The sequence below is a fragment of the Gilliamella intestini genome (assembly GCF_900094935.1).
Taxonomy (GTDB): Bacteria; Pseudomonadota; Gammaproteobacteria; order Enterobacterales; family Orbaceae; genus Gilliamella; species Gilliamella intestini.
Genome location: NZ_FMBA01000014.1, coordinates 1 through 22,662, shown reverse-complemented (window position 1 = coordinate 22,662; position 22,662 = coordinate 1). Strand labels below are relative to the sequence as shown.

22 protein-coding genes and 1 CRISPR repeat array are annotated in these 22,662 nt (G+C 34.3%); of the genes, 13 read left to right on the top strand and 9 right to left on the bottom strand.

Going from position 1 to position 22,662, the window contains the following annotated elements; all coding sequences use genetic code 11:
- The first annotated feature begins 128 nt into the window (after positions 1-128).
- The 3 genes from lolC to lolE are packed head-to-tail and all read left to right on the top strand — an operon-like array spanning position 129 to position 3,279.
- Positions 129-1,331: a lipoprotein-releasing ABC transporter permease subunit LolC gene (gene lolC, locus GA0061080_RS05280; RefSeq protein ID WP_091122306.1), complete on the top strand. Its 1,203-nt coding sequence runs from the start codon at positions 129-131 to the stop codon at positions 1,329-1,331.
- Complete coding sequence (gene lolD / locus GA0061080_RS05275) at positions 1,324-2,028, top strand: lipoprotein-releasing ABC transporter ATP-binding protein LolD (protein ID WP_065590452.1); 705 nt, start codon at positions 1,324-1,326, stop codon at positions 2,026-2,028. The genes lolC and lolD overlap by 8 nt, the downstream gene beginning before the upstream one ends.
- A gap of 12 nt (positions 2,029-2,040) precedes the next feature.
- Positions 2,041-3,279 (top strand): lipoprotein-releasing ABC transporter permease subunit LolE, encoded by a 1,239-nt coding sequence (lolE, locus tag GA0061080_RS05270; RefSeq protein ID WP_209435745.1) that lies wholly within the window; start codon positions 2,041-2,043, stop codon positions 3,277-3,279.
- A gap of 54 nt (positions 3,280-3,333) precedes the next feature.
- On the opposite strand, the gene GA0061080_RS05265 is transcribed toward lolE, so the two are convergent.
- Positions 3,334-4,065 carry a rhomboid family intramembrane serine protease gene (locus tag GA0061080_RS05265; RefSeq protein ID WP_091122220.1) on the bottom strand — a complete coding sequence of 244 codons (732 nt, stop codon included), beginning with the start codon at positions 4,063-4,065 and terminating at the stop codon, positions 3,334-3,336.
- A gap of 43 nt (positions 4,066-4,108) precedes the next feature.
- Positions 4,109-4,603 carry a GNAT family N-acetyltransferase gene (locus tag GA0061080_RS05260; protein WP_091122217.1) on the bottom strand — a complete coding sequence of 165 codons (495 nt, stop codon included), beginning with the start codon at positions 4,601-4,603 and terminating at the stop codon, positions 4,109-4,111.
- 319 nt (positions 4,604-4,922) lie between these two features.
- Positions 4,923-5,490: a CRISPR direct-repeat array (repeat unit 28 nt; unit sequence GTTCACCGCCGTGTAGGTGGTTTAGAAA).
- A gap of 606 nt (positions 5,491-6,096) precedes the next feature.
- Between GA0061080_RS05260 and GA0061080_RS05255 the strand changes: the two genes are divergently transcribed.
- Together GA0061080_RS05255 and GA0061080_RS05250 are read left to right on the top strand one after the other, a co-directional pair.
- Positions 6,097-7,014, top strand: a complete 918-nt coding sequence (locus GA0061080_RS05255) for a hypothetical protein (RefSeq protein ID WP_091122214.1) — start codon at positions 6,097-6,099, stop codon at positions 7,012-7,014.
- Positions 7,015-7,395: 381 nt separating this feature from the next.
- Entirely contained in the window at positions 7,396-7,602 is a 207-nt protein-coding gene (locus GA0061080_RS05250; protein ID WP_065635792.1) for a hypothetical protein, read from the top strand.
- Positions 7,603-7,865: 263 nt separating this feature from the next.
- Here GA0061080_RS05250 and GA0061080_RS05245 read toward each other — a convergent pair whose 3' ends face one another.
- From GA0061080_RS05245 to nikA, 6 genes are read right to left on the bottom strand one after another with little or no spacing between them, the layout of a single operon-like run.
- The gene (locus GA0061080_RS05245) at positions 7,866-9,191 is read right to left on the bottom strand and encodes an MATE family efflux transporter (protein ID WP_091122211.1); all 1,326 of its coding nucleotides are present in this window, start codon (positions 9,189-9,191) and stop codon (positions 7,866-7,868) included.
- 3 nt (positions 9,192-9,194) lie between these two features.
- A complete protein-coding gene (locus GA0061080_RS05240) occupies positions 9,195-9,974 on the bottom strand; it encodes an ABC transporter ATP-binding protein (protein WP_091122209.1) in 780 nt (259 codons plus the stop codon).
- Complete coding sequence (locus GA0061080_RS05235) at positions 9,975-10,841, bottom strand: ABC transporter ATP-binding protein (RefSeq protein WP_091122205.1); 867 nt, start codon at positions 10,839-10,841, stop codon at positions 9,975-9,977.
- Complete coding sequence (gene opp1C / locus GA0061080_RS05230; RefSeq protein ID WP_091122202.1) at positions 10,838-11,668, bottom strand: nickel/cobalt ABC transporter permease; 831 nt, start codon at positions 11,666-11,668, stop codon at positions 10,838-10,840. The genes GA0061080_RS05235 and opp1C overlap by 4 nt, the downstream gene beginning before the upstream one ends.
- Entirely contained in the window at positions 11,665-12,609 is a 945-nt protein-coding gene (gene opp1B / locus GA0061080_RS05225; protein ID WP_091122198.1) for a nickel/cobalt ABC transporter permease, read from the bottom strand. The genes opp1C and opp1B overlap by 4 nt, the downstream gene beginning before the upstream one ends.
- Before the next feature lie 26 nt (positions 12,610-12,635).
- Complete coding sequence (gene nikA, locus GA0061080_RS05220) at positions 12,636-14,201, bottom strand: nickel ABC transporter substrate-binding protein (protein WP_209435743.1); 1,566 nt, start codon at positions 14,199-14,201, stop codon at positions 12,636-12,638.
- 930 nt (positions 14,202-15,131) lie between these two features.
- Here nikA and GA0061080_RS05215 point away from each other — a divergent pair.
- From GA0061080_RS05215 to GA0061080_RS05200, 5 genes are all read left to right on the top strand, one after another.
- Entirely contained in the window at positions 15,132-15,584 is a 453-nt protein-coding gene (locus tag GA0061080_RS05215; protein WP_091122192.1) for a DUF4234 domain-containing protein, read from the top strand.
- Positions 15,585-15,751: 167 nt separating this feature from the next.
- On the top strand, positions 15,752-17,062 hold the full coding sequence (gene rhlE / locus GA0061080_RS05210) for an ATP-dependent RNA helicase RhlE (RefSeq protein ID WP_091122189.1): 1,311 nt from the start codon (positions 15,752-15,754) through the stop codon (positions 17,060-17,062).
- A gap of 24 nt (positions 17,063-17,086) precedes the next feature.
- Entirely contained in the window at positions 17,087-17,425 is a 339-nt protein-coding gene (locus GA0061080_RS05205) for a YggL family protein (protein ID WP_091122303.1), read from the top strand.
- 226 nt (positions 17,426-17,651) lie between these two features.
- Positions 17,652-17,774, top strand: a complete 123-nt coding sequence (locus tag GA0061080_RS13005; protein ID WP_280642392.1) for a hypothetical protein — start codon at positions 17,652-17,654, stop codon at positions 17,772-17,774.
- 678 nt (positions 17,775-18,452) lie between these two features.
- Entirely contained in the window at positions 18,453-19,895 is a 1,443-nt protein-coding gene (locus tag GA0061080_RS05200) for a hypothetical protein (RefSeq protein WP_091122186.1), read from the top strand.
- A gap of 99 nt (positions 19,896-19,994) precedes the next feature.
- On the opposite strand, the gene GA0061080_RS05195 is transcribed toward GA0061080_RS05200, so the two are convergent.
- The gene (locus tag GA0061080_RS05195) at positions 19,995-21,587 is read right to left on the bottom strand and encodes an ABC-F family ATPase (RefSeq protein WP_091122183.1); all 1,593 of its coding nucleotides are present in this window, start codon (positions 21,585-21,587) and stop codon (positions 19,995-19,997) included.
- A 234-nt stretch (positions 21,588-21,821) separates the two neighbouring features.
- Here GA0061080_RS05195 and GA0061080_RS13105 point away from each other — a divergent pair, with 234 nt between their 5' ends.
- From GA0061080_RS13105 to GA0061080_RS05180, 3 genes are all read left to right on the top strand, one after another.
- Positions 21,822-21,980: a type II toxin-antitoxin system RelE/ParE family toxin gene (locus GA0061080_RS13105; protein ID WP_245174440.1), complete on the top strand. Its 159-nt coding sequence runs from the start codon at positions 21,822-21,824 to the stop codon at positions 21,978-21,980.
- Positions 21,981-21,982: 2 nt separating this feature from the next.
- Positions 21,983-22,285 (top strand): addiction module antidote protein, encoded by a 303-nt coding sequence (locus tag GA0061080_RS05185; RefSeq protein ID WP_091122301.1) that lies wholly within the window; start codon positions 21,983-21,985, stop codon positions 22,283-22,285.
- Positions 22,286-22,418: 133 nt separating this feature from the next.
- The coding region (locus GA0061080_RS05180) for a helix-turn-helix domain-containing protein (protein WP_141683091.1) at positions 22,419-22,662 on the top strand (244 nt) is incomplete at its 3' end.

The following is a 22,662-nucleotide window of genomic DNA, read 5'->3' as shown; positions in this document are numbered from 1 at the left end:
TTGTCAGATTATAACGTAAGTATGAGGTTGTTTTCTATAACTGTTTAATCCTGTATGATAAGCACCTTGCATTTAACTAGCAAAACTTTGTAAAAAAGTTTCAGGTAATATATACGTTTATGTCAAAAATATTTCGTCCATTAGTATTTTTTATTGGTTTGCGCTATGTATACGGGCAAAAAACAGATGGGTTTGGTCGCTTTGTATCATGGTTGTCGATGATTGGGATTATGTTAGGTTCAATTGGTCTAATTGTGGTCTTATCAGTCATGAACGGGCTTGAAGATCAGATGCAAAGTAGTATTTTAAAGTTTTTACCTCAAGCCCAGATCACAACACCACAAGGTAGGATAGATCCTAAGGTCATTACTCGCGAGCAATTCAATCTGATTCAAGGTGTTAATCGTATTAGTCCTTTAGTGTCGAGTGATGTGGTTTTGCAAAGTGAGCAAAGTATCACTGTAAGCACACTAATGGGCATTAACCCAGAAGATGATGATCCTATTAATGATTATATCTATAGTGGATCGTTCTTAGATCTTCAAGCAGGGCAGTACAATGTTATCATAGGGCAAACGTTAGCTAATCAATTAGGTGTAACCGTTGGCGATAAAATACGTTTAATGGTAACAGATGCAAGTCAAATTACCCCAGTTGGGCGTATACCTTCCCAGCGTTTATTTAATATTGTAGGACTGTTTACGGTTAACCACGATATCAATCAAACGCTTATTTATGTCAATCAATCAGATGCTAAAAACTTATTACGTTATCCTCCTAATATGATTAGCAGTTGGCGTCTATTTTTAGATAAACCACTCGATATTGCCTCGATAACCAGCACCCCATTACCTGAAGGATTAGTCTTTAAAGATTGGCGAGCTAAACGAGGTGAATTATTTCAGGCCATTAAAATGGAAAAAAATGTTATGGGATTACTCATTAGCCTGATTGTGATTGTTGCGGCTTTTAACATTATTACTTCATTAAGCTTGTTGGTGATGGAAAAGCAAGGCGAAGTCGCTATTTTAAAAACACAAGGTCTGTCTCGCTTTAAAATTATGTTAATTTTTATTATTCAAGGTGCAAGTTCAGGAATAATTGGCACGTTATTAGGTAGCGCCTTAGGACTGCTACTTGCCATTAACTTAAACGAAATCATGCAAGTGTTAGGTTTATCTTTAGCTGGTATCTTGCTACCTTCATTAGTTGAACCATCGCAAATTATTTTAATTATTATTGGATTGCTTATGTTATCGCTAATTTCAACACTTTATCCTGCATATCGTGCCGCCAATATTCAACCTGCCGAGGCTTTACGTTATGAATAATTCACAAATATTACTAAGTGCCAAAAATCTTTATAAAACTTATAACGAAGGCAAAATGGTAACCGAGGTTTTAAAAAATGTCTCGTTTGACATTTATTCACAATCATTACTCGCCATTATAGGTAGTTCAGGATCAGGTAAAAGCACTTTACTGCATTTGCTTGGTGGCTTAGATAATCCCACATCTGGCGAAATTATTTTTAAATCACATCAGTTAAATCAATTATCTGAACAAGAAAAGGCACGTCTACGCAATCAAGAAATTGGCTTTGTTTACCAATTTCACCACCTATTGCCTGACTTTACCGCGCTTGAAAATGTAGCCATGCCACTATTAATTGGCGGCGTTTTACCCAACGAAGCTAAAAAACGGGCTATGGCAATGCTAGAGTCGGTTAATTTAGTCAAACGAGCAAATCATCGCCCTTCCGAGCTTTCTGGTGGAGAACGCCAACGAGTGGCAATAGGGCGTGCATTAATTAATAACCCCGCTTTAGTAATGGCTGATGAGCCAACGGGTAACCTTGATAAATCAACAGCCGATTCTATTTTTGAGCTACTGATTAAATTAAATCGTGAACACGGAACCGCGTTTTTGGTTGTTACACATGATCTTGAGCTTGCCAATAAACTTGATAAACAAATGGTGATGAGAGATGGTCAACTTTCTGATAGCGCATCATCAGATAACAATTAATGGATAATTAATATGAATTTATCTTTAATTACCGCCATAAAATTTCGAAAAGGGCGTCGTAAAAGTGGTATGGTGTCGTTAATTTCGATTATCTCAACACTCAGCATTGCTATTGGTATTGCGGCATTAATTATTGGTTTAAGTGCCATGAATGGCTTTGAACGTGAATTACACAATCGAGTGTTATCGGTAGTGCCACATGGACAATTCTATCCAAAATACGGCAATTTAGATAATTGGCAACACGTTCAACAAGAACTTAAAGACAATAGTAATATTGTATCAGCCTTACCATTTGTTAATTTTACTGGATTAATTGAAAACGGTAGCAAGCTTGGCGCTGTGCAAGTACAAGGTCTTGACCCTGAACAAGAAATGCAATTCAGTTCACTACCGAATTATGTACTGAATAATAAATGGCAAGATTTTAAGCCCGATAGCCAACAAATTATTATTGGAGCAGGGCTTGCTAAAAATTTATCAGTGAGTGAAGGGGGATGGGTTTCTTTATTAATTCCTGTTTCGAGTAGTCCAAATCAACTCAAACCACCTAAAAGAGTCCGTTTGCAAGTAGTAGGGATTTTAGAATTAAGTGGCAGCTTGAGTAATAACATGGCCTTAATTCCATTAACAGATGCACAGAAATTACTAAATATGGGCGATAGCGTTACAGGTATTATGGTAAATGTAAAAGACGTTTATCAATCCAATAACCTTATTGGTCAAGCAGCATTAGGGCTTGACGAAGATCTGTTATTTAATAGTTGGGAACAGACGTTTGGCTTTATGTATCGTGATATTCAAATGATTAGGCAAATCATGTATCTGGCCATGATTGTGGTCATTGGCGTGGCCTGTTTTAATATTGTATCCACTTTAGTCATTGCCGTAAAAGATAAACAGCGTGATATTGCCATATTAAAGACCCTAGGCGCAACTAATCGTTTAATCAAACATATTTTTATATGGTATGGGGTGATTTCAGGGTTAATTGGCAGTCTAATTGGAGTTATTTTAGGCGTAATACTGTCATGGCAACTATCTAACATCATGGGCTTTATTGAGTCACTAATGGGGCATAAAATTTTAAATAGCAATATCTATTTTATCGATTTTTTACCATCCGAAATTCATCTGTTTGATGTGGTGATAGTGTTTATAACAGCCATGCTACTTAGCTTAATTGCTAGCTATTATCCAGCTAAACGAGCCTGTAAGATTGAGCCTGCACGGATTTTAAATAGCTTTTAAATAGCTTTTGCATAAATAAGGCGCTGTTTAATGATAATCAGCGCCTTTTTATTATTAATAATAGACATAATAACCACTAGGCAAAGCATAGTGCATATATTGCACATAGATCCCCAATGCAGTCACAATAAATACAAAACCAATAATAAGCAGAGTTAACTTACTTGGGTATTTGAACATTTTAATACATAACGAAACAGCCCCACCAAGTACAAAACCAGCGCAAGCACCACCGATATGCGCCATATTATCGATAGATGGCAATAACCCTAACCCAGCAGTTAATACTAAACTCACCAACATTGCTTTGACTGGCATTTCTTGTATATTGGTTTTAAACACCAAACAATAAGCCAACAATGCGGTAATAATACCCAAAATAGCACCCGAGGCACCACAGCTAATCACATTTTGATTGATGGTGGCAATATCGCTTGATAAGCTTCCTACTAGCCCTGAAAAAAAGTAAATGCCAACAAAAGCAAGGCGAGGAGTGCGCTGTTCTAAAATAGGACCAATGCTCCATAATGCCAGCATATTCATCGCTAAATGCGTTACGCTGATATGCATAAATAAATTGGTAAACATCCGCCAATACTGGCCAGAAAAAGTTAACTCCGCAACATCGGCTCCCCAATCAATCAAAAAATGATTTTCATATAATGGCGAAAACCCACGGCTATCAACTAGCCGAAATGCAAAAAAACACAGAATATTGATTACTACTAGCGTTGTGGTGATTTTAGATTGACTAGCGTAATATTTAATATCATTAAAGGTGCTCATTAAAAATCCTTTTGAATAGGTAAATTTTATCGATAGAGGTCAGTTAATCTAACCGTTTACCTAATATCACTAAATCACGCTGAACATTATCTAATTCAGCAATTTTTGGAAGAAGTCCCCATTGTTGATACTGCATTTTTTTAAATAAATTAACACTAGGTAAGTTATGTCGAAACACATAGCTAAAAATTGCCTCAATTCCAGCCTGTTTAGCAAATTGTTCGATTTTATCCACCATAAATTGACCAATTTTTTTGCCTCGAAAATCTTGATGAAGATATAAGCTAATTTCAACGGTTTTATAAAAAGCAGGGCGACCATAAAACGAAGATAAACTAATCCAACCACAAGGTCTATCTTGATATTTAATTAACCAAATTGGGCGATTTTTAGGGTTATGCTGATAAAACCATTCCAATCGACTTTCAACAGAAACAGGCACTGTATCGGCAGTCACTTGGCGACCAGCAATTGTTGAATTATAGACATCGACAATAAATGATAAATCTTCTAATGTAGCATCGTGGTAAGTAATCATGTTTTTTGCTTTAAGTGGTTTAAAGTGAAATTATTGTAATTTTATTATTGTTTGTTGGCAATAAAGCATATTTTTTATAGTGAGAAAAATAATGTATAGTAATATTTTACAGTTAAAATAAAATCAATTCACTAGATGGATTTTTTAAAATACAATTTAAAAATTGCCTCAAAATATAAAATTTAGCTAACCCTTTTTTTTAACAATAAATTAAAATAAATAAAAACAAAAGGTTAAGAATGTCTTGTAAAAAAGGGTTTTTGACAGAAAAAATCCTATTTGCCTTTTGCTAAATGGAGTTATAGTATATTGGCTTCTAGTTCACCGCCGTGTAGGTGGTTTAGAAACTCCTGACCTGATATACATTTTATGTATACCAGTTCACCGCCGTGTAGGTGGTTTAGAAAAAAACGATTATTGAAAAAAACGTTGATATTCCGTTCACCGCCGTGTAGGTGGTTTAGAAAACATCTTTTTGGTAAATTCTGAATAACGCTACGTTCACCGCCGTGTAGGTGGTTTAGAAATAGCCGTGCGTTAAACCATTCATCCGTTCGCTGTTCACCGCCGTGTAGGTGGTTTAGAAATGCAATGTTCTTGGATGGTGATTTAATTGCAAGTTCACCGCCGTGTAGGTGGTTTAGAAAATCCAAGCCAACAGTAAAGGTGATTACTTCATGTTCACCGCCGTGTAGGTGGTTTAGAAAAGTATACAAGCGTGTTGTTACGATGAACGTGAGTTCACCGCCGTGTAGGTGGTTTAGAAAAATTTCACGCTCACCTAGCAAAATAGCCACAGGTTCACCGCCGTGTAGGTGGTTTAGAAATCGTGTCTCAAACGAAATACCTTTTATTTCCCGTTCACCGCCGTGTAGGTGGTTTAGAAAGACTAATAATGATGATGCTACTCAAATGTTTTGTTCACCGCCGTGTAGGCGGTATTTTGTATAAAAAATAGAAATTTCTGTATAACTGGTTGATTTTAATAAAAATAAAAAATTAAATAAAATCAATACTCTAACTGAACAATTTTATGAGCGTAATACACCCCATAACATGGTAAGGATTATATGTTCATTGGTTTTAGGTAATTCACTAAATCCTTGATTCAGAAATTATCACCAATATTCATTTTTTTCACAAAAGTTAAGATTTACAAAGCCTAGCATCATATTCTAATTAAAAAATTGTATAAAAAACTAGCCAAGTTTTTTTTAAATGGCTATACTTTAACCTACCTTAAAGAGGTAGAACATTAAATAAGCAAACAAATCAAAATAAATCATTAACTTACTTGACAGGTGAACCATAATGCATTATCATTTTAGACACCAGACACCAGACACCAGCACTGGCAAACCTATGTCTTAAATTTATCAGATAAACACACTAGTTGGATTTTTAACCCTGCCACGTTTATATCTTCAAAGTTATCTTTCAAATTATTATCAAAACTATTCCGAAAAGTTTCGTTAGTATTGGTATTGTTATTATTGTCTTGTTTATGGAGTTTACAGGCATTACCCGTTAAGAATGTTCGAAGAACTAATCGTAGTGATGCCATAATACTGCCATCGTTACAATGGGGTGAGCTTAAATTTGTAAAGCCCTATCTTGAGTATGGTAGACTCCACTTTGCAGGCCCTGCTGATATATGGCATCCAGATTATGGATTCTTAGTTCAATCAACCGATCAGGCATCATACAACCTAAATTTTCCGACAACGGGCGCAAATGGGTTATATTTTGATTTAATCATAAGGGGAGATGCCGATGAATTAACATGGGGAGCGCCAATTACGCATGATGGAATTACCGCTACAGTGACGAGAAAAACAAAATGTAATGCCCAATGCGATGTTGAATTTCGCGTTACACTAACAGGTCCAGAGGCAAGAAATCAATGGTTCAATCCTTATCCTAGTCGAATTGCTAAGCCAAGGTTACCGCAGACCTTTGAGTTAGTGGGTAGAGATAGAGAGGGGAACGAGGTAATAAAATATGGATTTGTCCTGCAAAAATGGTTCGTGGTTAGGGGGGCTGAATTATATCACTATCCTGATATGGTAACTTGGTGTAGTGGTTTGGGTTATCGAGTGCCACAGGTTAAGGAGCTGACTAATGCAGTTTGTTCTGGTATTGGCTCAGGTCCGAATTGCCAAGGCTCTATCGGCGCTACACCTCCATCAAAAAATAATAATTACCTGCGTACAATAGGTGCTGGATTATTTTCGGAGTGGGGCTTTATGTATCATTACGCTGGTGCGGACTTCGTTGACCAAAACTATTGGACAAGTGACACGACTAGAATAGGGCCGTTTAGTGGTCAGTTTGATGTGGGAGCTAGTAACGGTGATATTTTTTGGTTCAAGACTTCTATTATTAATTATGGTCTTTGCACCACCCCTTAGTTTTTATTACTTAGTTATTAATCTTTATGGCGCTAATGATATTCTGATATTAATAAAGAATAATCAATAAAAGAATAAAATTCCAGTGCGAGGAGGATAGCCAAAATAGCAAAGCCTGAGAGCTTTGCATTTTAATGACTGAAAGTCCAAAAGCACTTTTCTTAAAAATTAAACTTGCTACAACAAAAAATAGTCAATAAAAAATCAATTTTAAAAAAAATAATAAAATCAATATCTTTCTAACCGATTTTTATGTGCTCAAAATGGTTATTTTATTGTTTTTTTGTTTGAAAAATGTACTTGATTTTTTATTAAATTGGCGGTTATATATACAGTGATAAGCATTGGGCTTGTCGCTTATTTAATTTGGAGGGTCTTAGAATGGTACACAAATTTGCTCCATATGGTAGTGATGTTTCGTCTGGTACTTATAAGTGCGCTGACTGTGGCTATATTTATTCAAACCAAAGTAAGAAATCGTTACCTCCTTGCCCTGATTATAATAAAAAACCGCATAGCAAAAATGGTTGGTACATTATGACTGGACAGGGTGATTCTGTTAAAGATCCGCATCCACATAAAAAGTGATTTTAGTTTGTTAATACAATTAAAGGCAGCCATTAGGTTGCCTTTTTTGATTATATTTTTGTAAAAAATATTCAGGAGTCTATACCGTTTAAAACTTAAAAAACGGGAAAAAAGTGATATATATTTTAATTGATACGCTAAATAATTAATAATATTCAATAAGTTAAGTTTTAAAAAAAGAGATGCCTTGTGTATTTTGAGTTTTGTTATTTACACTTAATTTGATATTAACCTACGCAATAGGTTATCTACTGCGTAGCTGCTTAAAGCATAATATTATTTTTGGATTTTTTAATCCAGATGACTAAAAATAGTGTTCGACCTGTGCTAAATAAAATATAAGAGAGCCATAACCCATGATTGCCCCAAATGGGTACAAATAGATATTGTGCAATTAACCATAGCAATAGCGCTAAAATCATTGAGTCTCGAATGGATGATGTGTAGCTAATGCCTGAAAACACGCCATAATAAATAAGCCCACCAGCAACCACAATAGGGAACACAATAATCCAGTATTGATATTTAGTACATAGGTTAATAATGTCGGTTTGATTAGTGAGTAAATGGATAATGGTTGAATCAAATCCCAACCAAATTGCAATCAAAACAGTGGGGCAAATAAAGCACGATAGCAATGACCAACGTAGTGTTTGATTATATAACGTGACGTCTTTTGTTCCTTTAGCTTTACCACTAAAAACACTCGAGGCATTGGCAAAACCATCAAATAAATAAGCCATTAAATAATGGATTTGAAATAAAACCGCATTAGCGGCTAACACTTCGGTACTAAAACGAGAGCCAATCGAGATAAAATGATTGGTAACAACAAGCAAACAGATAGTTCGAATCATTAAATTAGTATTAACTAAAATTACCCCTTTTAAAGATTGCCAAGATAATATGGCTTTGAAATCTGTTTTTTGCTCGGTTTTAGGTAAATAGGCATAAATAAACCAGATTCCTAATAGTGTACAGATGATTTGTGCGCTAAGTGTAGCAAAAGCGACACCTTGAATATCAAAATGAAACCCCCAAACAAAGGTGACAGCCATAACAATGTTAAGTAAATTGATTAATACTTGCAAAAACAAAACCGCTTTTATTTTTGCCATGCCCATTAACCACCCCACTAAGACATAATTGATTAAAACAAAAGGCGCCCCCCAAATTAGAATAGTAAAATAGGTGTGGGCATGGTGTTTTACTTCTTCATTTGGTTTTATAAGTTGCATGGCGGTATTAAATATTAGGCTTTGAAAAATAATAAAAACAATGCCTAATAAAATGGCAATAAAAAACGGGCGAATAAGCGAGGATCTTAATAAAATAGGATCATCTAATGCTTGAGCCGAAAACCCTGTGGTGCTGACTCGTAAAAAGCCAAATAGCCAATAGATAGTATTAAAAATCACGGTGCCTATAGCAATACCAGCAATAAAGGCAGGGTTAGGTAAGTGACCAACTAGAGCTGTATCAACCACCCCAAGCAGTGGCGTTGTGATTGTTGAAATAATAAAGGGGATAACCAGCGCAAGGTAGTCTTTAAAATGATATTGTTTATTTGAATTTGAAGATGTAGTCATAATCTAAAATCCTAAAATAGATTCAAGAAGTTGTTTAGAATAAGGATGATTGACTTGGCTTAATTGAGAAATATTGTCCACCTGTTCAACAATTTGTCCTTGATAAAAAAAGATCACCTTATCGCACAAATAAGTGATAGTCGTTAAATCATGAGTGATAAAAATCGTGGTTAGGTTTAGCTGTTTTTGTAAATCGGCAAGTAAAGATAAAATTTGAGTTTGTACTGATATATCTAACGAACTGACTGCTTCGTCAAATAGAATAAATTTAGGCGAGCAAGCAATCGCCCGTGCAATACAAATTCGTTGCAATTGACCGCCACTCATTTCATGAGGAAAGCGGTGATAAAAGGAGTGATCTAACCCGACTTGTTCCAACAGCGAATCAATTCGTTTTTGACGTTCTTTAGTTGATATTTTTTGGTAAATATCAATAGGTTCGGCAATAATTTCAGCAGTAGTAAAATAAGGGTTAACTGATGCATTATAATCTTGAAATACGGCACTGATATCACGCCGTATTGAGGATTTTCGCCAAGCGCGTTGAGATGTATCAAATCCATTAAAGTAAATGTTTCCACTATCTGGCTTTTCAAGCCCTAAAATCAGTTTAGCTAGGGTGCTTTTACCACTGCCACTTTCCCCAATAATTCCCAAACATTGCTCTTGATATAGTGAAAACGAGACATCATTAATTACCGATATCTTTTTACGACCAAGTAAGCCTTGATTGGGTTGTAAAAACGATTTTTTTACATGATCGAGCTGTAACAACGGTGGCATTTAGATTGTCTCCGAACTGGGTGTTATATAATTGGGTTGAACAACACAATTAAATTTTGCTAATAATTGCTTACGAGCATTAATTAAATATTGAGTGTAATCATTTTTAGAATGATAAAAAATATGATCTCGACTTCCTTGTTCAACAATGGTTCCTTTGTTCATTACCAAAATGTGATCGGCTATATGGTGAATAACGCCTAAATCATGCGAGATAAATATCATGGATGTTTTGGATTGTTGTTTAATTTGTTCAAATATTTTTAGAATATTAAATTGGTTAATTGAATCTAATGCAGTTGTTGGTTCATCGGCAATAATCAGCTCAGGTTCAAGCATAAGAGCAATACCAATCATTATTCGTTGTAGCATACCGCCACTTAATTGATGAGGGTATCGATTATAAATTTGTTTAGGATTATCAAGACCAATCTCTACAAGCATATTAAGCGTTTTAGTTATGGCTTGATTTTTACTGATTGGTTGATGAGCCAATAGCGTTTCAACAACTTGGTTACCAACACAGTAAAGCGGATCAAAAGCACTCATTGGGTGCTGTAAAATGACCGAAATCACATTACCACGCATAAAACGTAATGTTTCGTTATTTTGTTTTAACAAATCGCCATTTTGTTGTAATTTGATTTGTGTTTTTTTAGGGGAAAACAGGATTTGCCCTTGAACTGAAAAATAAGGTTCTAACAAGCCCATAATCGCTTTGCATGTTAAGCTTTTGCCACTACCGCTTTCACCAACTATACCTAAACATTGATGATGTTTTAGATGAAACGAAATATTATTTAATAGTGGCTTGCTGTTATCTAGTGTTACGGTGAGATTGTTAACTTGAAGCAATGTGTCACTCATGCTGTTTTTTCCTTTGGATCTAAAATATCTCGCAAACAATCTCCTAGCATATTAAATGCAGCAACCACAATCAAAATAGCCATTCCTGGAAAGACCATCTGCATCGGGTGCTGAATCATTACGTTTTTGGCTTCGCTTAACATTAATCCCCATTCTGCGGTGGGAGCTTGTACGCCTAATCCAATAAAAGAAAGTGCCGAAATGTTTAAAATAACCCACCCTGTATCGAGTGTAGCGAGTACAACAAGTTCAGACATAATATTAGGTAGCAAGTGGCGCCGAATAATAAAAAAATGAGGAGCACCAATTGTGCGTGAAAAAAGAATATAGTTTTTACGGCTATACTTGATTACAGAACTACGAATCATTCGGCTATACCAAGCCCATTTGACAACAATATTAGCAATAATCACGTTTTCAATGCCGACTCCAAGCACGCCGACAATGGCTAGTATCATTACCTGACTTGGAAAAGAAAGCATAATATCGCAAAGGCGCATAATACATTCGTCAAGTTTACCTCTATTATAGCCCGAAATAAGCCCAATGATGGTTCCAATAACAATTGTTATTGCCATGGTCAATATCGACAAAAATAGTGTTGAGCGAATACCATAAAGTAACCGAGAAAAGATATCCCGACCTAAATGATCACAACCAAACCAATGCTGAGCAGAAATTGCCGCATACTTACGCACAATGCGAACTTTATTTGGATCAAATGGAGCAATATAAGGCGCTAAAATACCTAAAACAATAATCACCCCAATAATCGTTAAACAGCATAATGCTATTTTATTTTTGAACAGTTGCTTAAGTTGGCTCATGAAAGACTACCACTCTCTTTTAACCGTGGATCGAGTAATAGGTGTAAAACATCCACAATAAAATTACAAACAACAAATAAAATAGCCATCAATAAGATATAAGCTTGAATAACAGGGTAATCTCGATTCATTATTGCAGAAATACACAACCGCCCAAGCCCTGGCCACGAAAATATATACTCAACAACAAACGAACCCGCAATTAATTGTGGAATGGTCATACCTAATGCGGTAATGGTGGTTTGTAATGAATTGACTAGCACATGTTTTAAAATGATGGTGCGTTCTTTTAACCCACGGCTACGAGCATAAAAAATAAAATAATTATGCATGTTTTCAATCATGTTATTACGAATAAATCGAATATAAGTAGAAATATACACAAACGATAATGTAATTGTAGGTAAAACTAAATTTTGCCAAGAACCATAACCATTAGTTGGTAATAGGTCAAGGTAATTAGCAAATAACCAAATAAATAACAACCCCAGCCAATAGCTTGGCATCGCTGTGCCTAAAAAGATAATGATACGCAAAATCCGATCAAACATAGAATTGGCAAAAATGGCACAGAGTATGCCCAAAATTAAACTAATTATAAGGGTAAAAACAAAGGATGATGTAGCTAAAATAAGTGTTGGTTTTAAACAGCGAATCATCTCATCCCAAACGAATCGGTCACGATGAATAAATGAACGGCCAAAATCGAGATGAAAAACATTATACAGCCAGTTAAAATAACGATACCAAAAAGGTTCATTTAAACCAAGCTCTTGGCGCATACTTTCAATGGCTTCGGGCGTTGGCATGATTTCGTTTAGGCGTAATGCAACTTCGGCAGGATCTGAAGGAGCTAAATTAATCAGCAAAAATGCAATAAATGAGATACCGATAAGAATCGGTATCATCATAATTAAACGTTTAAAAATATAATTTAACATTCTTATTAAATAATAAAATCAACAACCTAATAATGCATTTTATCAAATGGAATATCAAATTGTGACGGTGCAAATTCAATGCCTTTTAATGACTTAATGGCAATAGCTCGGTTACGTTCATAAGTTAAAGGAATGTATACTGCTTCGTTATGAAGTGTTTCTAGTACATAGCGGTAAAGTGCTTGTCGCTCTTGTTCATCGGTGGAAATAAGCGCTTTGCTAATACTTGCGTCAATTTTAGCTTTTTCTGCTAAGCCTTGCTGAGCAATATAATCACCATAAACAGGCAACTTCATGCCAGATAAGAAAGACTGCGGATCATAAGGCATCCCCCACGAAATATCAAAAACCATATCAAAATCACCGGCTTTTTGACGATCGCGATAGCCTTGTTCTTCTTCACCGTGAATGTTCAATTTTAAACCAACTTGCTCAAATTCATCTTGCATATATTGAGCAATGGTTTTTTGCGAAGCTGTGTTGCTATCATAGTAAAGGGTGATTTCGAACGGTTTGCCTTCTTTTTGACGATATTGCTCGCTATTCACTTTAACCCAACCCGCTTTATCAAGTAGTTGCGCTGCTAAGTTGGTATCATACTCATAGGGTTTTAACCCGATATTAGCATAAGGAATATTAGTTGCCATTAAAGTATCGGCTGGTGCTTCGCTATTATTAAAAATACCTTCAGAAACATCTTTTTTACTGATGATATGCTCAATAGCTCGGCGCACATTGGCATCTTTAAGTTGTGGCCTTGTTGTATTCATCAGAACGATTCGGCTTGAAACGGGTTTTGACATTAATGTTTGAAAATTATCCATTTTAGCAAATCGTTCATACGAATCAGCATCGACCATATTTTTACCGTAAATAAGATCAATTTCACCTTTTTCAAGCGCCATCAAACGGCTTTGGTTATCAGCGATCACTTTCATTGTGACCTTTTTAATTTGCGGTTTTCTGCCCCAGTAGTTAGGGTTTTCGTTAAAAATGGCATACTGATCTTTTTTATGATCGCCTAAAACATAAGGGCCAGTACCAATATAAGATTTAACACCATTTTTTGTTTCGCCATCAATCATAGAATTTGGTGAAATAAAGCGCATTGGTCTTGTAACGGCAATTTCAATCAAAAATGGGTAGTAAGGTTCGGATAGGTTAACTTGCAAAGTATAATCATCTACGGCTTTGATTTCGGTAATTAGGCGTACCATTTCAAGCCAAGTATGACGTACTTTATTTGAAAGCACCGCATCCCAGTTTAGTTTAGCGCTATGGGCATCAAATTTAGCACCATCACTAAAAGTAACATCTTTTCTTAACTTAAAAGTATAAGTTTTACCATCGTTAGTAATGGTCCAGCTTTCAGCTAGCCAAGGCGAAAAGGTACCATCTTCATTATAATGAACTAGCGACTCATAAAGCATATTTTGCGCCCACATTTCGCCACCATAAAGGTGTGGGTTCAAATCACGAATATCGCGAAAGTTTGCAAAAGTAATATCATCTTTAGCAAAACAGTTAATACTAAGGGTTGTTAAAAGTAAAGCAATGAATAAACGTTTTATATAGCTAAGATTAAAATGCATACAAAATCCATTAATTATCATTATCAAAGCCAAAATAGTAGCATACACTTAAATGATAATAAATATCATTTAAGTGTTTTTATTAAAGATATTATGAAAAAATATTATTTGTAGGAAAACGCCGAGTTGTTTACACTTAATGGTTAAAATACCCCTCTAAAAATGCATAAGGTGTTTTCCCTAAAATTGCTTAAGCTTTTATTATCTATTTTTTGAATCGCTAAATAATTGCTGATTATACTAAATCTTAATTCAAAATTCGTATCACGCTTTCGATTATGTCATTCGTTTGTGGATAGGTTGGTTTGATGAATTTCTGATTGGTACAGTGGGTTATTACACAGTTTATCTAAACAAATAAAGATTGCCTCATTTTTGTTAAAAAGTTTCAGGAACACACCGTGTTTAAGTAAAAAATGCTGTTTAAATTGATAAAAATTAACGTATAATTACGTATTTTTAGCAAGATTTTAACTGAAATAACAAAGTTGTTTAACTAATGTTATCGGATTAAATACATTCAATAGCATAAGTACATTGCTACCCCTCATAGTCAAGATGTGGGAATGCTTTTCATTTTTGTGGTATTATTTTATTGGTTATCGTTTTAATATTTTAAATCTTGATTGGATAACTTTATTGTATTTTTATATGTGAGTATATTTCCTTGTTTAGGTTGCCTTGCGTATCGCATATTACTTCTGGTTAAAGTATTAAGATGATTTGTTTGCTCTAGTTTAGAACAAACATGTAATGCAGCTAAACAAAACTTATGAACCCAATAATATAAAACGATAACAATATCAATGGGGTTGATTTTGTTACAAACAATAACAAAAAAACTAAAATCAAATCAATGGATTTTATGGGGGGGTTATGTTGTAAATAATTAATATCTACTAAACGACGTTATATGAATTTAAGGAAAAAATGAACAGACTAAACTTTTTAAAACAAGAAAATAACTTGACCACCTTCAGATTTGTTTTGTTTTCCATCATTACTTTGGGTATTTATAGTGTAGTTTGGTTTTATAAACGTAATAAGCTAATCCAAAATGCGCTTGGCGTAAAAATAGTTAGTGATATTTATGTGATTATTTTGATTATTTTGAATGTTGTTTTATTTTGTGCAGATGTTATATCAATACTATATGAAAATAATCTTTTTGAAATAACAAGTAATATCTTGTTTTTTGTTAGTGTCGTCATGTTTTCCATCTGGGCAAATTGTGCACGAAGCGTATTAACTTACTATTGTTGGGGCGAATATAATATTAAACCCAAAACAAAATCAGTGTATGCGGTTATTTTAGGTGTTTTTTACATAAACTATCTAATCAATGCATTAGGTAAGATAAATAAACCTGATATCAGTAAATAGGCAAATTTGACATAATCTGCTGACCTATCTAAATAAAATAACGCTTTGGTATAATAAATGTTTTTTTAATTAGTAATATACTAATATTATTTAAATAGTCAGACATTTATTATTCAATTGCTTTATAATGTATATGAATAATTTATTTTTCATTTTAGGAATATTTCATGTCATTTGACTCTCTTGGTTTAGATACCAAGATTTTAAAAGCAATTCAAGAACAAAACTATACCGACCCAACTCCCATTCAACAACAAGCTATACCTGTAATCTTATCTGGTAAAGACCTTATGGCGAGTGCACAAACAGGAACAGGTAAAACGGCAGGCTTTGGTTTACCAATATTACAAAAACTTATTGAACAGCAAGCAAAAGAAGCTAATAATCCAAAACCTAAAAAAGGCAAACGTCCTTTATATGCCTTGATTTTAGCCCCAACGCGCGAACTGGCTGCGCAAATAGGTGAAAATATTTGCGATTATAGTCGTTATTTGCCCATTCGTTCATTAGTAGTTTTTGGTGGGGTGAGTATTAATCCGCAAATGATGAAATTGCGTGGTGGTGTGGATATTTTAATTGCAACACCAGGGCGATTGCTTGATTTACAGCAACAAAATGCGGTGGATCTGTCAACGGTTAAAATACTGGTGTTGGACGAAGCTGATCGCATGCTAGATATGGGCTTTATTCATGATATTCGTCGTGTGATCGCTAAGTTGCCTAAAAAACGCCAAAATTTAATGTTTTCAGCGACTTTTTCAAGCGAAATAAAAGCCTTAGCCGAAACAATTTTACATTCACCAAAATTGATTGAGGTTGCTAAAACTAATAGTGCTTCAGAGCAGATCACGCAATATGTACATCGCGTTGATAAACGTCGTAAGCGTGAGCTACTATCTTATTTAATCGGTAAAAATCAGTGGCAACAAGTGTTAATTTTTACACGAACCAAATATGGTGCAAATCATTTAGCGGAACAATTAACGAAAGATGGCATTAAATCAGCAGCTATTCATGGTAATAAAAGCCAAGGAGCTCGAACAAAAGCATTAGCTGATTTTAAAAGCGGGCAAATTAGAGCATTGGTTGCCACAGATATTGCCGCTCGAGGTCTTGATATAGAGTTATTACCTTATGTTGTCAATTATGAGCTTCCACAAGTTGCTGAGGATTATGTTCATCGTATTGGTCGAACAGGGCGAGCGCAGAATCAAGGGCAAGCTCTCTCGCTTGTGTGCATTGATGAATTGCCACAATTAAAAGCAATTGAAAAATTAATTAAAAAAACGATTCCAGAATTAACAACCAAAGGGTTTGAAGTTGATCCTAAAATTAAAGCTGAACCTGTAAAAAAATCGTTACCAAGGCGTGCGCCAGTAAAAAGAGCAAGCTCATCTTCAAATCGATCGTCGCAATCCAATCAAAATAGTGTGAAATCCTCCAATAAGCATAATCACACTAAAAATAAGCAAACTTAATTTAATTAAAATAAGAAGGAAATGATTATGGTTAATCGTAGTAGACGTTTACGAAAAAAATTACACATCGACGAGTTTAAAGAATTAGGTTTTACTGTTAGTTGGTCTTTTGACGAAGGTACAACTGAAGAAACTTTAGATAATATTGTTGATCAATTTATTGTTGAAGCTATTCAACCCAATGGTTTAGCTTATGAGGGTAGTGGTTATTTGAATTGGAAAGGGATTATTTGTACTCAAAAATTCGGCAACTGTACTGATGAACATCGTGACGTTGTCACAAAATGGCTTGAAAGTCACGGCTTAAAAAATGTCAAAACCAGTCCACTTATCGATATTTGGTGGGATGAATTAGAATTCTAACCTATTGGTGATTCTAAATAGAAAATAGTCACTGGTGTGGCTATTTTTATAACTAAATTAGTCATGTGATAATGAGTAGTTTGTTTTTTATTGTTTAAAATCCATTGTACTTATATCATTCTTAAAATGATCAAATAACGCAAATATAAGTTCGTATAAATCAGTTAGCCTAATTCTATCATCTAAACAATTACAATATAGTATTTCGGTAAGGAGCACTTATATAATGAGCAAAAATACTATTTTTAAACTTGATAAAAAATATACTCCTTTTTTATTCAAAGCGATAGAAGCAGTAAAGAAAAGTGAATTTGTGACCAAATATAAATATGATATCAATCATTTTTGACAATTATATAAGAATAAATAATGGAGTGAGTTGTTATACAATAAGCTTTTATTCGGAAGAGGTGACGCAAGACAATTGGATGGATATTGGGACAGATGGAATAGTATAGATGATATAAATGTTGATATAGACATTGGTTCTGGAGAAGTTGTTTCCATTTATGCAAGTTGTTAACATAAAAAAGAATTTATAAAAATTATTAGTATGTAAAAATAATTACATTAGCGGTTATATTTATTGCTACTAAAATTTTTTAAATTATTTAAGAGTAAATCACTTTATATATTGGTACAGCTAGTTTTTCAATGATAGACTATCAACGGATGATATTACAATTTTAATATGCTTTTCTTTTTTATGATTTCCTTTTTAACTGTAAGTAAAATATATTTAAGCTAATATTTACAAATCCTAATAAAAAGGTTAACATTTTATACTAAAGTGATGTTATTTTTTATTTATATAGGCTTGTTTTAGTGAGTTACTATAATTTTTTTATCTAAAACAAAAATGATTTTATAAAAACTAATTGGCGTATTATATGAAAACATCAAATTAAAAAATAATTTCATAAATTGAATAGGTTATAGAAGAATGGAAGCAACACGGTACAATACAGCATTAATTTGTTCTTTATGTAAAAAATATTTCCAGGTAAATTCCTCGAAGATTCATTCCTTGTTTATAAAAATTGCCATAAATACATTATTTATTATCTTTATGGCATTATTAACTATTACTAATAGTTATGCTGCTTTATCTGCAAAGACAATAAAAAAAATTGAAGGTTCAGCCCCTTATATCAAATTAAATGGCTCTGCTATTAATGAACTAGCTGATTTATTAAGTTTTCAAAAACCTGATAGTTCCTCTGGCTATGTAGAAATCTATCCATCTATAGATAAAGTAATTTATGCGCATAATGGGGACAAATTTAATCAATTTATTACAAAAGTTGTTGCTGATGGACAACCAAATCATTTATCAAATATTGTAGGGGTAAGTTATGCTGATGATGATGGTGATTTAGCTCATTTAACTATGGGAATAACAGGTACATTAACTGCTACTTGGAGTTATCGACAGCCAGATGGTACGATAAGAACATTATCTGCTGATGAATTAAAAAATAAATTAGATTCATGTCAAGGCCCATATCAATTGACGATTAGTGCTAATAATGTTAAAGTACAATCTCAATATGGCATACCATCTGAACGGGCTTATGGTAGTCTTAGTAAAACGTATACAATAAAAGTTGATGATTTCAAAATTTGCTATATAAAGCCTGCTAGTTTACAAATTTATGATGCTTCTGGCGTTGGCGTAAACACTTGTACCAATACGACAAATTGTAAATTTATTGGCGGTTATAACCCTAGCGTTTTCATTCCTAATGAAGGGTTTTCGGCTTTGGCTCCTACTAAATTCCCCACAACGGCTTTTGATAAAGCAAAATTTACTTTAATAATGAGTGGCGAACAGAGTGATTATATTTATACATCAAGTAATCCAAATTTAGTCTCAATAAGTAATGTAGCAGGAAGTGAAGGTGTTGTTACCTTTAATTCATCCGTTCATCCTAATTTACCTTTTGATGTAACCTTATCAGCAAGAACAAAACCCAATATAATAACGCCTTCAAAAACGTCTATTTATTCTTTTACCATTAATAAATGGATACGAGCACTTCCTCCAACACAATATAAAACAGAGAGAGAGTTAGCTGGAAATGGTATTTTCCCTGCAGCTAATGCTTGTGCTGGACGTGATTTAGGGATGATTAGTGCAGAAGAAGCGGCAAGTTATTTTTATTCACCAATGGAACTTAGCAATGCTCCAAATGCAGCGACAGCCGTAACAGGGCATGGAACCGGATCATTACCTAGTTGGATACATAATAAAAATACCAGATTATCTCGAGATATAGATGGGACGTTTTATGGTGAATGGGGGAATTTATATAGTTATCCTCAGAGTGGTTTTAATTTAGCTCGAGGATGTACTTGGAGTAGTCAGACGGCTACAAATACATGGATATTTGGCGTTAATGTCCAAAGTGGTTATGTTGGTTATAATGCGCTTCAAAATAATGGATGTATTCCCGTTTGTCGAAAATAGCATCGATAAAAAGATACTTTATCATTGTATTAAAATAATAAAAAATATTAATATACAAAAAATAGCCACATTATTAGTGGCTATTTTATTAATAACTGATTATTCAATTCCTTGACTATGCAAGTAATCTTCATAATTACCTGTGTAATCAATGACTTTTTTAGGTGTAATTTCAACAATGCGTGTTGCCAATGAACTAACAAATTCACGATCGTGTGAAACAAAAAATAGGGTGCCTTGATAGAGTTCTAAGGCCATATTGAGTGATTCGATCGATTCCATATCTAAGTGGTTGGTTGGCTCGTCCATAACAATAATATTTGGGCGTTGCATCATCAATTTACCAAATAACATACGTCCTTTTTCACCACCAGATAGGACTTTAACTTGCTTTTTAATATCATCTTGTGAAAATAATAATCGACCTAAAATACTACGTACAGCTTGCTCGTCATCGGTTGGTTGCTTCCACTGACTCATCCAGTCAAAGACCGTTAAATCTTCTTCAAACTCGTATTCATGATCTTGTGCATAATAGCCAATATTGGCATTTTCTGACCATTTTATATCGCCTTGCTCAGGCGTAAGCTCGCCCATTAGCGTTTTTATTAATGTGGTTTTACCAATACCGTTAGTTCCTAAAATAGCGACTTTTTCGCCCACTTCGACCATTAGGTTTAAGTTTTTAAATAGTGGATCATTATCAAAACCTTTGGTTAGGTTTTCAACAACAAGCGCATTACGGAATAGTTTTTTATCTTGCTCAAAACGAATAAATGGATTTTGACGACTAGAGGCCTTGACTTCTTCGAGTTTAATTTTTTCAATTTGTTTTGCGCGCGAAGTTGCTTGTTTTGATTTAGACGCATTGGCACTAAATCGACTAACAAAAGATTGTAGCTCACTAATTTGTGCTTTCTTTTTAGCATTGTCAGCTAATAAACGCTCTCTCGCTTGTGTTGATGCTGTCATATAATCATCATAGTTACCTGGATAGATGCGAAGCTCGCCATAATCCATGTCTGCCATATGCGTGCAGACCATATTTAAAAAATGGCGATCATGCGAAATGATGATCATGGTGCTTTCACGTTGATTTAAGGTGTCTTCTAACCAGCGGATTGTATCAATATCTAAGTTATTGGTTGGTTCATCAAGCAATAATATATCAGGATTTGAAAATAGGGCTTGTGCCAATAATACACGCAGTTTCCAACCAGGGGCAACTTCGCTCATTAAACCATAGTGTTGTTCAATTGGAATACCAACGCCTAATAATAATTCACCTGCACGCGCTTCGGCACTATAGCCATCCATTTCAGCGTATTGAGTTTCTAAATCAGCCACTTTAAAGCCGTCTTCTTCACTCATTTCAGATAGTGAATAGATGCGGTCACGCTCTTGTTTGATTTGCCATAATTCGGCATGTCCCATAATTACCGTATCAAGCACGGTAAACTCTTCAAACGCAAATTGGTCTTGGCGTAACTTACCTAATCGTTCATGAGGATCTAAAGCAACATTACCAGATGTTGGCACTAAATCACCACCAATAATTTTCATAAAAGTTGATTTACCGCTACCATTGGCGCCAATTAAACCATAACGATTACCATTACCGAATTTAACCGAGATATTTTCAAATAATGGTTTACTGCCAAATTGCATTGTGATGTTATTTGTACTTAACACTAGAATTTACTCTCTTTAACATGCGTTTCACTCATATAAGTAATAATTAGCCTTTGAGTGAAGTCGTGGAAATATGAATTAGCGCATATTATGCCATAATAAAACTTGTTTGAGGATCTTTGATTTGTTACAGGTATTTATGGTAGTGATTTTAATTTGCCAACTACTTATTAACCAATGTTCGTATTCGTCGTATACAAGAAGGTAATTTTGGTGATGTCAAACCTGTAGGAAGTGGGTGTATCAGAAATACGTATTCACTGCGGAAAAAGATATAGAGTTTATTTTGTTAATCGCAATAATGAGATTGTTATTTTATTGTGTGGTGGTGATAAGAATACACAAAAAGAAGATATAAAAATTGCTAAGGAACTAGTAAATAAATGGGGCTAATTATGACTACAAAACTTAAAACTTTTGATGTGGTTGATTTTTTAAACACCGATGAAGAAATGCAAGAATATTTAAATGCTGCAATAGAAGAAGGCGATCCTAAGTTCTTATTTATTGCGCTTGGTGATATAGCTAGAGCTAAAAACATCAGTCAGCTTTTACGAGAGAAAGGTATAAGTCGTGAGGGTATTTATAAAGCGTTATCAGGTGAGGATAATCCTACTTTTAATACAATCTTTAAAATTGTTCAAGAATTAGGTTTGCAAATGCAGTTTTCATCACGAAAACATGCAGATTGTTGTTAACAGGATATAGAAAATCTGATATACAAATCAAATCTAAAGCTCGCAAATGCGGGCTTTTTTTAGAGTAATATGCAATAGTCTTTACTTAATCTGACATTTAAGTTATTTTATAACACAAAAAGGAGAGTCAGAAATGAATCAAACCGCCAAAATCATTAAACCTAAACTAGGACTGCTAGAATTAGCTAAGCAACTCGGTAACGTTCAACAAGCTTGCAAAGTCATGGGATACAGTCGAGATAGTTATTATCGCTTTAAAAAACTGTATGAGCAAGGGGGTGAGCTTGCGCTTCAAGAAATCAGTCGTAAAAAGCCTATCGAAAAAAATCGGGTAGAGCCACATATAGAACAAGCCGTTGTCAATATGGCCTATGAAT